Consider the following 11,439-nt stretch of genomic DNA (forward strand, 5'->3'; position numbering starts at 1 on the left):
CATGTTATGAGAACAAAATGAGGCATGTCAACCACCCGGAACAAAACTCGGCCTTGAGTTTCTTCTCACATGACGAAATAGTTGTCTCAACATGTAACGCAAACGCAAGGGAGCGCAGCCGTGCAAGCACAAGTGCAGACCATCCGGGCGGGTATCATTCTCGCCGCGAGGGACGTATTCACACTCTCCAACTTTTATACCGAGGTGCTTGGCTTCACGGCCTCGGCCCGATTCGAAGACCCGCCCTACGTGATTCTCGAAAAGCAGGGAATGCGGCTCTCGCTCACTCAAGATGGCACCGTGGGCGACGACCTGCCCGACGTCACTTTCCGCGTGCCCCATTCGGCACAAGAACGAAGCGCCTGCCTGGTGCTTGAGGTTGCTGACTGCGATGCGGTGCGCGCCGAACTCGTCGGGCACAATGTGAATTTCCGCTCCGATACGTTTCGGCCGCCGTGGGGTGGCGCACGATTCTTTGTCGCGGACCCCGAGAACAACCTGATCGAGATTGAGGAACTGGCATGAAAGCGATCGTCCTAGCGGCCACCGAAGTAATTGGGATTCAGGATCGGCCCGCTCCCGAGATTTCGTCACCCGAAGACGCCATCGTGCGCGTCAGTCACTCGGCGATCTGCGGGGCCGACCTCTTGCCCTTCCACGGGCACACGCCCGGATTTGAATTTGGGATGATTCCCGGTCACGAGTTTGTCGGCGTCGTCACTGAGGTCGGTACGAGCGTGACCGGGATCGCCGTGGGCGACCGCGTCGTAAACACGAGCATGACGAGCTGCGGCGAGTGTTCCCAGTGTGCCCACGGGCGGTGGACGCAGTGCGAGACGCGCTCGCTCTTCGGGTACTCCGGCGTGTACCCGAAGCTTGACGGCGGCCAAGCAGAGTTCGTGCGTGTACCAAACGCCTCTCGGAGCCTCATGCCGCTCGACGATTCGGTGTCGAATGAGGACGCATTGTTTCTCGCAGACATCCTGCCCACTGGATACGCCGGTGTCGACTCCGCCGGGGTCAGCGCTGGGCAGCTGGTAGTCGTGCAGGGCGCGGGCCCGGTCGGCCTCATGGCAATCATGGTCGCTCTGCAGCGCGGAGCCCGGGTCATCGCCGTGGACGGGGTGCCGAATCGGCGAGAGCTCGCGGTGAAGCTCGGCGCCGAGACCTGCGAGCCTTCCGAGGCGCGCGAACGAGTCGCCCTCGCGAGTGGCGACGACGGCGCGGACTGCGTCATTGAAGCGTCCGGCAGTATTCCTGCACTGCAGGAGGCGCTCCATCTCGCCCGCCCCCAAGGAACAATCTCGGTCGTCGGCGCGCACTTCGAAGCCGACTTCCCGCTCAACAACGGAATCATGTTTGAGAAGGAGCTCACGCTCAAATTCTGCATCGGCAACCCGTTCGCAACACGCGAGCTGCTGCTCGGCATGATCCAGTCTGGTGAGCTTGCGCCGCGCGAGGTCTTGACGCACGTCCTGCCGTTCACCGAAGCTGAAGAAGCGTACCGACGCTTCGACAATCGCGAGTTCGTCAAGGTCGCTCTCACCTACGACGGGATCCGCCAATGAAGTTCCGAAAACTGACCACGACCGTCGAGGAGGTCGCCTTCGAAGGCGGACGCGCGGTCACTCCCATCGCGCGCGTCGCGATCGTCGCTGTAGTAATCGACAACCCGTGGGCGGGCCAGGGCTTCGTCGGCGACCTCGGCCCCGGGATAGCGAGCTGCGCATCGGAGCTGGGCGCATTGCTCACTCCGAGGGTAATGGCGGCGCTTGGCTCACCACTCGAGGCGTATGGCAAGGCAGCGATCGTCGGTCTTGACGGGGAAATCGAGCATGGCTCGGCACTCATCCACACGCTGACGTTTGGCAATCACTTCCGAAACGCGGCAGGCGCGACGACGTTGCTGCCCGCGGTCGAGAAGCGCGGGCTGGCCGGCGCCCTGTTTGACATCCCGCTGAAGCACTTCACCGACGCGACGGTGCGTTCGCATCACCAAACCGTCGAGGCGCGCGTCTCGGATGCCCCTCACCCGGGCGAGATCCTGATCGCGCTCGCGGGCGCAGCGCAGGGCCGGCCGCAGCAGCGGCTTGCGACCTTTAACGCGGCAGAGCAGTAGACACTGCGCAAGTGGAGCCCCGGGACGTTCGCGCCCCGGGGCCCCGTCATGCCGCCCGATAGCCGGGCTGATCCTCATATACGGGCATATCACTGTAAAACGCCCAGAGGTAGCAATACTCGCTCACGGGGTCCTTCGTCACGCTGCCGAGGCAGATCATGTCGCGATAGCGCTCGGCGCCGGCCTGCGTGTAGTGCAGTCGACACAGCACGCGAAACGTGTCGTCGTCGATCATGCTCTCCGACGGCTTCCAGCACTCGACCGCTTCAATCGGCTCTTCGACCTTCGAATCGCGCGGGGCAATGTCGGCGAGTTGCGCGATGATCCGGCCATCCTCGCCACCAACGGTCGCGGCGCCGCCGGCGCATCCGGCCGTACCGAGCAGGGCCGCCGACATTGCCAGCACCGCCGCCAGGCGCAAGGTCATTCTCTGTCTCATTCGGGCCTCACTCGTGCGTTTGCTTCACCATATCGGCTATAGCCACAGGTGCGGACGAGGCGACTGCCCCGCCCGCATCTGTGGTCGTACAGCCAGGGCTACTGGTGCGCCTTCTCGACGAACGACGAGTCAAACACGTCGTTCACGTCAGGGGCCTGCTCAATGACGCCCTGCTTGCTCAACACGTCAATGGTCGTCTGCCAGACCTCTTCGCTCATCGCGCCGAGGCCGAGCTCAGCCGTCAGGTCGCTCTCGAAGGTGTGGTCAATGTCGGCCTGCAGCTGCTCCTGAAAGACCTCTGCTTTGTCGGCGAGCTCGGGAGCCGAGGCGGCCACGATCTCGGCGGCCTCCTGCGGGTTGTCGATGACGTACTGGAACGACTTGATGTAAGCCCGGGTGAAGCGCTCGACCAGATCGGGATCCTCTGCCAGCAGCTTCGAACTCGTGAACATCCCCGAGCCGTACACGTCGTAACCGTTCTCGGAGCCGAGCATCACGCTGAGGCTGCCGGGGCCGCCCGCCTTCGCCTCGAGCTCGGGCACCTCGGCGTCGATGTAGCAAATGATCGCATCGACGTTGCCGGTGAGCAGGTAGCTCTCGTAGGGCGGCGTCACCGTGAGTTCGGTCACATCGGCAGCGGTCAAGTTGTTCGCGGCCAGCAGCGCCTGCCAGAAGATGTAGGTTGAGCCTGCGGGGTGCACGCCGATGTTGAGGCCCTTGAGATCCGCGGCCGTCTGCAGGTCGTGCTTCTCGGAAAGCCCACACATGGCGAGCGGGCTCGTCTGGTTGACGGCGGCCAGCGCTGTCACCTCGACGCCCTGCGAGCGGGCGGTCGCCAGGGTCGGTAAGTCGCCGAAGCCGAAGTCGGCCTGGCCACCGCCGACAATACGCATGGCATCGGGAGAACCCGTGCCCTTAATGATGTCGTCGACGACGATGCCCTCTTCTTCGAAGAAGCCTTTCTCCTGGCCGACGAAGAACATTGCGTGGTTCCCGCGGGGCACATAGTCGAGCTGCACCGTCACATGGTCGAGCTCGGCTGCGCTCTCGCCGCCCCCTTCGCCGCCGCCCGAGGCCGTCGAGCCGCAGCCGGCAAGCAGCAAGGCTGTCGCACCCGCGAACGCGAGCGTGGTGATCAGTCGAGATTTCATAGATAACTCCTTCGTTACTGAATCAGGATGGTGAGAAGTGGGCAGTGTGGTTAGTTCGCCTGCTGGAACTTCAAGTGCGGGTAGAACTTCGCCAGTAGCATCTCGAGCCACGCGATCGCGTAGTACAGCACCAAGCCGAGTGCCGAGATAGCCGTGAGCGCCGCGAACATGAGGGGCGTATCCAGCTGCGTCGATGCGAACTGAATCAGGTAACCGAGGCCGGCGGAGGCCCCCGAGAACTCAGCGACTACGGCACCGATCACGCACAGGGTGATGGCAATGCGCAGGCCTGCAAAGAGGTTCGGCAGCGAGGTGGGGAATTGAATGCGCCAGAGGAATTGGCTGCTGCTCGCGCCGATCGACTTCATCAACATCTTGAGGTCGGCGTCGTACCCTTTCAGCCCCACCATCATGTTGAGGGTGATCGGGAAGAAGGCAATGACCACGATCAGCCAGAGCTTCGGGGCGAGACCGTAGCCGAACCAGAGGATGAAGATCGGCGCGAGGGCCACCTTGGGGACGACTTGAAACAGCACGATGAGCGGGTAGAGCGCGCGGTCGAGCCAGCGGTAGCGCACAACGATCAGTGCGAGCAGCACCCCGACCGCGATGCTGATGAGAAATCCGTAGAGAATCTCTTGCGTGGTCACCCAGGTCGCGGCGAGGAGCAGGCCCGCTGAGTCGACTAGTTCGAGCGCGATAGCACTGGGCTTCGCGAGTTTGAACTCGGAGATCTGAAATACAACGACCGCCAGTTCCCACAGCACCAGAATGAGCGCTGCCAGCAACAGTGCTGGCCAACTCGCGGAAAACCACTTCGCAATACGGCTTTCGCGCGGGACCGCCATCGCTCGGGTCGCGATCGCGACAGTGTCGGTAGTCGTGGCGGTCATGCTGCGCTCCTTGCTGCTTCGACGTTCTGGTCGAGCTGCTCGCGCAGCTTCTCTTCATAGGCGACAAACTCGGGTGTACCGGCTGAGCGCCCATCGCGGGGGCGCGGCAGCAAGATGTCTTCGCTCAGCGTGATCCTGCCGGGGTTTGCCGACATGACGTGCACAGTGTCGGAGAGGAATACTGCCTCGGAGATGGAGTGGGTGACGAAAACGACGGTCTTGCCCGTTGCACTCCAGAGATCCTGCAGCAGCAGGTTCATCTGGTCTCGGGTGATGGCGTCGAGGGCGCCAAAGGGCTCGTCCATGTACAGGATCGACGGGTCGAGCGCGAGCGCCCTGGCGATCGAGACACGCTGCGCCATGCCGCCGGAAAGTTCGTGCGGGAGCTTATCGATCGCGTTCGACAGACCGACGAGCTCGAGGGCCTCGAGCGAGCGCTTGCGCGCCTCAGCCATCGATGTCTTGGGCTGGCTCAGCTCAATGAGAAATGAGGTGTTCTCGAGCGCTGTCTTCCACGGCAGCAACGCAGCCTTTTGCTGCACGAGGCCGATGCGGCCGTTCTTCACCGCGGTGTGCACGTCCTCGTCGCCGATGCGGACTGTGCCGGTGGTGGGCTCTTCAAGACCGCCAAGGATCTTGAGCAACGTGCTCTTTCCACAGCCTGACGGACCAAGCAGTGAGATAAATCCCCCCGCCGGAACCTGGAGATTCAGGCTACTCAGGACCTCGTGGGAGAGGCCTTGACGCCTGAACGTCATGCCCACCGATTCGGCGATAATGCTGTCTCTGGCCACGCGAAGCCCCCTTGCTTCAAGATCACTTGTATTACGTGGAGAGCATAGTGAACTTCTCACAGAAGAGCTAGGGGTGTATCACCATTTAATAATAATGAACTTTGTGTGAGTATGTGAAACCTGCCCTACGGGCGCGGAGAGCAGATGAGGGCCAGATCGGCCCCCGTCCGTCAGCGCAGCCACCCCGGGTCGCCCAAGAGCCCCTCGAGCTCACCCAGGAGCCGCGTGGCGTGAAAGCCGTCGGCCGCGGCGTGGTGAATCTGCAGGGAAACCGGCAGCAGCGTGCGCCCCTCGCGCACGACGTAGCGTCCGAGCGTGAAGATCGGGGCGAAGTGGTCATTTCCGCCCGCGATCTGCAGTGAGAACCCCGTAAAGCTCGTCCACGGGAGGCTCGAGATATCGAACGTGTTCGCCGGCGGCTCCCCCTGCGGGAACATCTGATCGGTGTGAGCGGCGCTCGCGAGCACCTCGACGGCTCGCTCGTGGAAGTTCCTGAAGTCTGCGTCATACGGCACCCAGACCGACGCGAAGGTCTCTCGTTCTCGGTTGAACACCGTGAACGCGGGGTGCACGACTGGCCAGACGGCAGGCAGGTCCTCCGCATTCAGGGTCATCCGGAACTCCGCGAATCGATTGACCACGGTCGCGATGGCCCAGATCTGTGCCGGGTAGGTCTTGAACTCCGACGCGGCGAGCGCGCGCACCATCTCGCTGACGTCGAGCTCGACGGTAATCGCATAGCTGCAGGGCACTCGCGAGCGGAAGTGGTCGAAGGTCTCGCGGCGCGGCCAGTACTCGAGGTCGATCGGCGTGGGGGTAACCATGACCGCCATCCTGCCAGGGGGCTCGTCGCGATATACGGAGTAACGGCGCCGTCTTCGCGCGCGTCGCGCTCTAGGCTCGGCTTATGCCTGCTTTCCTCGACGCCCTTCAATCCGGGGTGGTTCCCCTCGACGGCGGCCTCGGCACGCACCTCGAGGCGCGCGGGAATTCAGTTGCATCGGCCCTGTGGTCGGCGCGGATCCTGCTGGAGCAGCCGGACGAGGTACGGGCCGCACATCTCGACTTTTTCCAGTCCGGGGCCCGCGTCGCGACGACCGGGTCGTACCAGGTCAGCGCGAGCGCGCTGGCGAGTGCGGGGTTCGACCCCGGACTGGCCCCCGAGCTGTTGGCTCGCAGCGTCGAGCTTGCGCGCGAGGCCCGGTCTGCCGCGGGACTCGGTCCAGGCGAGGCGTGGGTTGCGGCCTCGCTCGGCCCGTACGGCGCGAGCCTCGGCGACGGCAGCGAGTACACGGGCGCGTACGGGCTCTCGGTCGCCGAGCTTCGCGAATGGCACCGCCCGCGCCTCGCGGCGCTCGTCGCGGCTCGTCCTGATGTCGTGTTCGCCGAGACCATCCCGAGCCTTGCTGAGGCGGCTGCGATCGCCGCGGAGGGCGTCGAGCTCGACCTACCCGTCGTCCTCAGCGTGACCGTCGCGGACGGCGCACTCCGCAGCGGCGACGCGCTCGCGGACCTTGCAGCGCTCGCCGCACAGCACCCGGGCATCGTCGCGCTCGGGGTGAACTGTTCGTCGGTGGACGAGACTGACGCGGCGCTGCGGGTGCTCGCCACCCACACCGAGCTGCCCCTCATCGCCTACCCGAACAGCGGCGAGGTGTGGGACGCACGGTCACGATCCTGGTCGGGCACCGGCCGTTCAATTGTCGGCGCTGTTGACGAGTGGCGTGCCCTCGGCGTTCGTGCGATCGGCGGTTGCTGCCGCGTCGGCACCGATGAGGTTGCCACGCTGTCTCGCAGGATCACGGTCGAAGCAGCCGGGTGATTTTCGATACCGTACCGTGACCTTTCGTGAGGTCTCTCGCGGCTGTGCGGGGCTTCAATGTCGGAGGTCTGGCGGAACATCGAAACATGGAATTCATCACCTCGCTCGAGCACCAGTTGGCGGCAGTGCGCCAGCTGGTCGGCGAGGTGCCGTCGGCATCTTCACTCCCCGAGATCGTGCGCACGCTGTCCGACGAGGACGTGGTGGCGGTGCTCGAGGCGACAGCCTCGCTTGCTCGTTCGGTCGAGCGGCTGCAGCTCGCCGCGTCCGGCGTCGTGGCCCTTCGGTCCACCCGCACGGACGGGCACTCGGGCATCGCCCAATCACGCGGTCACCGGGGCCCAGTGTCGCTGGTGCAGCAGCTGACTGGAGTCAGCCGATCGCAGGCGATGCGTGAAATCCGGGTGGGGCAGTCACTCCTTGAGAGTGCGGCGGGGACGGGGGCTGGTGCCGGGCCCTATGGCATGAAACTCGGCGCAGACGCGAGTGATGGTGTCGGCACCTCTGCCGACGGTCTTGCCACCCCATGGCATGCGCCGTTAGATCGCGCGCTACTGAGCGGCACGATCACGGCCGATCAGCACGACGCGATCCGGATGGGTCTGGGGGAACCCCCAACGCCGCTCGAGGGCGAGCTTGCCGCTGTGATGGCTGCGACGTGGGGCCTCGCCACCGAGCACCTCATTACCGAAGCCGGCCTGCGCACCCTCGAAGAGCTCCGCGCCGCCGCGCGGGCAGTGCGCGACGAGCTCGATCCCGTGGGGGCCGAGCGCAGGTTCACCGAGCGGTACGAGGCTCGTTCGTTTCGTATCTGGGTTGATGCGAAGGGCACGCACCACGGGACGTTCACCTTTGACGACGAATCAGCGGCCTGGGTGCACGGCCTCATCGACGCCGCCCTCCGGCCGCGCCGAGGCGGCCCCCGATTTGTCGATCCGACCGAGAACGCCCGGGCGGACGAGCTTCGAAATGACCCGCGCACGAACGATCAGCTCACTCACGACCTCATGATCGACGTGTTGCGTAGCGGCACCCTCGCCACCCCGGTCCAGGTGTTCGGGACCCGCCAAGCAGGCGTCCGGGTCGTCCGGGTCGTCACCGATGCCCACCCCGACCACGCGTTCCTCGAGGGCGATGGCACACAGGTCCCGGCCTGGGTCGCTGACCGCACCGTCTGCAACACCGGGACGGTGCCGGTCGCCATCGACCCACTCGGCAATCCGCTCGATGTCGGGCGCGAGCAGCGCCTCTTTACGGCTCGGCAGCGTGTCGCGCTCTCGCTGCGCGATGGGGGCTGCCGGTGGACAGGCTGCGACCGGCCGGCGTCGTACTGCGAAGCCCACCACATCGACGAATGGGCGAAAGACCACGGTCGCACCGACATCGATCGCGGTGTCCTGTTGTGCCGGTTCCATCACATGCAGCTCCACTCGAACGGATGGAGCATCACCCGCGACGGCAGCGGGCCATTCCTGCTACACCCGCCGCCGGGCGACACGAACAACAGACGCGAGGCGACCGGAGGCAGACTCAAAGGCGAGATAGGCAACGTGGCCGCCACCGGGATCGAGCTCCCAGTCCGGGTCATCCGCTCGTATGCGTGGGGAGCAATCCCTGGGCCGACGGTGAGGTTTCGGCCCGGCGACGGCGCGGCCCGACTCGACGTTGCCCGGATCGACGACACCGCCACAAGCTCATTCCCTCGCCAGATCGGTGGCCAAACTGCCGAAGATCAGTTCTCAAGATCGAGAAGTCGACCCAAGGGGACAGCTCCGCCCAACAGCGGGTCAACCCCGAGTCCGGGCCTCAGCGAAGCGATCCGCCCAGGTTGAGGCCGAAAGGGGTCGAGCATGAAAGGGATCGAGCATGAAAGGGGTCGAGCCACAGAGAAACAGGCCGACCCGGGCGAGCGCCCTCCGCCGCAAGCCACCTGCGGCCCACGCAGGCTCTGATTATTCCGTCGCCGCGTTGATCGTCGCCTGCTCGATCGCGCCCTGCTCTGAGTTCCCGGAGCGGAGAATCTCGAGGTAGCGGCCGTCATCGATGAGCTGCTGGAGCGCCTCCTGTGCCTTTGGACCCAGCTCGCCGCCCCGCGGCAGCGGGAAGCCGTAGACGAACCCGTCGAACAGGTCGCCGACCACCGAGATCTTCCCGTCGAGCTGGGTGACCGCGTCGATCGTGACGGGCGAATCGGCAGAGAACGCGTCGGCCTTCCCCATCACGACCGCGTTCGTCACCTCGGGCTGCCCGGTGTAGGGCTGAATCTCGATGCCCGGCTTCCCCGCGTCGAGGCAGGCCTGGTTGCGGGCGGGGAGCTCGTCCAGGTGCTGGGTGCCGGTTGCCATGACGGCAACCTTGAGCCCGCAGGCGTTCTCCGGAGTGACCGACGAGCCACTCCGCGCCGCCCACAGAGACCCGGCCTCGAAGTAGTTCACGAAGTCAACGACCTGCTGACGCTCTTTGGTATCCGAAAACGAGCCGACCCCGATATCGATCGTGCCTCCCTGGATGCGCGGCAGGATCGCGTCGAACGTCAGCACCGTCCACTCGACTTCGAGCCCAAGCTCGTCGGCGATCTCCGCCACGAGATCGACTGCCCAACCGGTCGGCTCCCCCTCGGGCGTCTTGAACTCATTCGGCGGATAGTCGACGATCGTGCCGACCTTGAGCACACCCGACTCCTCGATCTCCGCCCAGGTGCGCGAGACGGCGGGCGCGTCCGACGGCCCAGCCTCACCGGCGCTGGGGCCCGCATTCGTGCAGGCGGTCAGCAGTAGTGCCGCTGCGGCAAGGACAAACGCGACGGGCGAACGAAACTTCATGCGGGTGCTCCACTTCAACTCGACAGCGGAACTTCCGCACTGCGCTCATTCTTCCGGGCATCCCGATTCGCCCCGGCAGCTTGACGAAGTGTGACGACCCGCGCGAAGAGCCCGCGGTCCTGCTAGCCAAACGCCAGATTCCGCCGTCCGGCCAGGTACTGCTCGAAGTACTGCGCAAAAGCACGCTCGCCGATGACGGGCACGCCATACCCTCGCGCCTTCGCTGCTTTCCCGCTCAACGAGTCTGGGTCCGCGGCGACCAGCACCCGAGTCGACTTCGTGACGCCGCCCGTGGCGAGACCTGCGGCAACGATCTCTGCGACCCAATCGTCCCTTTCGCGCGCGAGCGTGCCGGTGAAAACGACTCGATCGCTGAGCCGCAAGAAGCTCTCGCGGGGCTCCGCGCGCACGTCACGAGTCTCGGCAAGTGCCGCCGCCACATCGTCCGCTACGAGCCCCAGGCAGAGCGCCGCGGCGTTCAAGTCAGCAACCTCTTCCGCCGTTATTTGACCGTCCGACCAGGCTTCGGCTGCGAGGCGGCGCAGGTGCGCCTGGTGCAGCTCGGTTAGACGGTCACGGCTGAGTCCCGAATGCTGGGCAATCTCGACCAGCTCCCGACCTTCGGTGACTGATACGTGGAAGTCCAGCAGGGCGTTGTTCAGCGCAACGAGGTACGCAGCTTCGTCCTCAGGTACGCCGGGCACCCAGGCGTCGGAAAGCACCCCGGACATCCACGAGCTCGGCAGAGGCGCGGCCGCAGCCGACCGCCGGGCAAGGGTGGCACATGAACGGCCCTTGCTTCCCGGCCAGACATACGAACGCGCGGCTTCGAGATCGCCGTCCCACTCCCGCGAAGCGGGGACGAGCTCCATCAAACGCGCGAGCAACTGCGCGGTCGCCTCGGCGTCGGCGAGCGCCGTGTGCGCGTCATCGAGCGGAATCCCGAGCGCCTCACAGCAGTGCGCGAGCTTGGCCGGCCCGAGCACCCGGCCCGACCACTTCATCGAGCACAACGCCGCCGGACGCTGCTCAACCTGATACCTGGCGCGGTCCAACTCGCGGTGCAAGAAGCGCATATCGAACGACGCGTTGTGTGCCACGACCACACGGTTCGAGACGAGATCCAGCAACTGGTCGCTGACCTCCTCGAACCTCGGGGCGTCAAGCAGTTCCGCTCCAGTGATGCCGTGAATGTGCGTCGCACCCACATCGCGCATCGGGTTCACGAGCGTGGTCCAGGCGTCTTCGCGGCGCCCAGCCGAGTCGAGCAGGACCACCCCGACCTCCACCACCCGGTCGGCGCGCTCGGGCACCAGCCCGGTTGTCTCAAAGTCAATGACCGCAAACCCTGACATGTTCCCCCTCGCGCGACCTTGCCTCAGGCTTGGCAATCGCTATG

At 65.2% G+C, this 11,439-nt stretch carries 12 protein-coding genes; 5 read left to right on the forward strand and 7 right to left on the reverse strand.

Going from position 1 to position 11,439, the window contains the following annotated elements; translation table 11 throughout:
- Nucleotides 1-120: 120 nt before the first annotated feature.
- Genes KOE53_RS04135 through KOE53_RS04145 form a run of 3 tightly spaced genes read left to right on the forward strand, consistent with a single transcriptional unit; the run spans nt 121 to nt 2,119 of the window.
- Entirely contained in the window at nt 121-525 is a 405-nt protein-coding gene (locus KOE53_RS04135; protein ID WP_188057485.1) for a VOC family protein, read from the forward strand.
- Entirely contained in the window at nt 522-1,568 is a 1,047-nt protein-coding gene (locus tag KOE53_RS04140; RefSeq protein ID WP_188057486.1) for an alcohol dehydrogenase catalytic domain-containing protein, read from the forward strand. The genes KOE53_RS04135 and KOE53_RS04140 overlap by 4 nt, the downstream gene beginning before the upstream one ends.
- The gene (locus tag KOE53_RS04145; RefSeq protein ID WP_188057487.1) at nt 1,565-2,119 is read left to right on the forward strand and encodes an amino acid synthesis family protein; all 555 of its coding nucleotides are present in this window, start codon (nt 1,565-1,567) and stop codon (nt 2,117-2,119) included. Before KOE53_RS04140 ends, KOE53_RS04145 begins: the two co-directional genes overlap by 4 nt.
- 46 nt (nt 2,120-2,165) lie before the next feature.
- Here the strand turns inward: KOE53_RS04145 and KOE53_RS04150 are convergent, their stop codons facing one another.
- From KOE53_RS04150 to KOE53_RS04170, 5 genes are all read right to left on the reverse strand, one after another.
- A complete protein-coding gene (locus tag KOE53_RS04150; RefSeq protein ID WP_188044292.1) occupies nt 2,166-2,546 on the reverse strand; it encodes a hypothetical protein in 381 nt (126 codons plus the stop codon).
- A 110-nt stretch (nt 2,547-2,656) separates the two neighbouring features.
- Entirely contained in the window at nt 2,657-3,709 is a 1,053-nt protein-coding gene (locus KOE53_RS04155; RefSeq protein ID WP_188057488.1) for an ABC transporter substrate-binding protein, read from the reverse strand.
- Nucleotides 3,710-3,759: 50 nt separating this feature from the next.
- Entirely contained in the window at nt 3,760-4,602 is an 843-nt protein-coding gene (locus KOE53_RS04160; protein ID WP_188057489.1) for an ABC transporter permease, read from the reverse strand.
- Complete coding sequence (locus tag KOE53_RS04165; RefSeq protein ID WP_215401658.1) at nt 4,599-5,396, reverse strand: ABC transporter ATP-binding protein; 798 nt, start codon at nt 5,394-5,396, stop codon at nt 4,599-4,601. Before KOE53_RS04165 ends, KOE53_RS04160 begins: the two co-directional genes overlap by 4 nt.
- 170 nt (nt 5,397-5,566) lie before the next feature.
- Nucleotides 5,567-6,220: a CatA-like O-acetyltransferase gene (locus KOE53_RS04170; protein WP_188057490.1), complete on the reverse strand. Its 654-nt coding sequence runs from the start codon at nt 6,218-6,220 to the stop codon at nt 5,567-5,569.
- A gap of 83 nt (nt 6,221-6,303) precedes the next feature.
- Here KOE53_RS04170 and mmuM point away from each other — a divergent pair, with 83 nt between their 5' ends.
- Both mmuM and KOE53_RS04180 read left to right on the forward strand, forming a co-directional pair.
- On the forward strand, nt 6,304-7,218 hold the full coding sequence (mmuM, locus tag KOE53_RS04175; protein WP_188057491.1) for a homocysteine S-methyltransferase: 915 nt from the start codon (nt 6,304-6,306) through the stop codon (nt 7,216-7,218).
- 86 nt (nt 7,219-7,304) lie between these two features.
- Entirely contained in the window at nt 7,305-9,050 is a 1,746-nt protein-coding gene (locus KOE53_RS04180) for an HNH endonuclease signature motif containing protein (protein ID WP_188057492.1), read from the forward strand.
- A gap of 120 nt (nt 9,051-9,170) precedes the next feature.
- Here the strand turns inward: KOE53_RS04180 and KOE53_RS04185 are convergent, their stop codons facing one another.
- Nucleotides 9,171-10,040, reverse strand: a complete 870-nt coding sequence (locus KOE53_RS04185) for an ABC transporter substrate-binding protein (protein WP_188057493.1) — start codon at nt 10,038-10,040, stop codon at nt 9,171-9,173.
- Between the two features lie 122 nt (nt 10,041-10,162).
- Nucleotides 10,163-11,395, reverse strand: a complete 1,233-nt coding sequence (locus KOE53_RS04190) for an exonuclease domain-containing protein (protein WP_188057494.1) — start codon at nt 11,393-11,395, stop codon at nt 10,163-10,165.
- Between the last annotated feature and the right edge of the window lie 44 nt (nt 11,396-11,439).

Source organism: Leucobacter sp. CX87 (genome assembly GCF_018682295.1).
Classification (GTDB): domain Bacteria; phylum Actinomycetota; class Actinomycetes; order Actinomycetales; family Microbacteriaceae; genus Cx-87.

Bases quoted from the DNA above. Each gene is read 5' to 3' on its own strand.
- KOE53_RS04190 (WP_188057494.1), bottom strand. From the start codon at position 11,395: ATGTCAGGGTTTGCGGTCATTGACTTTGAGACAACCGGGCTGGTGCCC.
- KOE53_RS04185 (WP_188057493.1), bottom strand. From the start codon at position 10,040: ATGAAGTTTCGTTCGCCCGTCGCGTTTGTCCTTGCCGCAGCGGCACTA.
- KOE53_RS04160 (WP_188057489.1), bottom strand. From the start codon at position 4,602: ATGACCGCCACGACTACCGACACTGTCGCGATCGCGACCCGAGCGATG.
- KOE53_RS04155 (WP_188057488.1), bottom strand. From the start codon at position 3,709: ATGAAATCTCGACTGATCACCACGCTCGCGTTCGCGGGTGCGACAGCC.
- KOE53_RS04180 (WP_188057492.1), top strand. From the start codon at position 7,305: ATGGAATTCATCACCTCGCTCGAGCACCAGTTGGCGGCAGTGCGCCAG.
- KOE53_RS04150 (WP_188044292.1), bottom strand. From the start codon at position 2,546: ATGACCTTGCGCCTGGCGGCGGTGCTGGCAATGTCGGCGGCCCTGCTC.
- KOE53_RS04140 (WP_188057486.1), top strand. From the start codon at position 522: ATGAAAGCGATCGTCCTAGCGGCCACCGAAGTAATTGGGATTCAGGAT.
- KOE53_RS04145 (WP_188057487.1), top strand. From the start codon at position 1,565: ATGAAGTTCCGAAAACTGACCACGACCGTCGAGGAGGTCGCCTTCGAA.
- KOE53_RS04170 (WP_188057490.1), bottom strand. From the start codon at position 6,220: ATGGTTACCCCCACGCCGATCGACCTCGAGTACTGGCCGCGCCGCGAG.
- mmuM (WP_188057491.1), top strand. From the start codon at position 6,304: ATGCCTGCTTTCCTCGACGCCCTTCAATCCGGGGTGGTTCCCCTCGAC.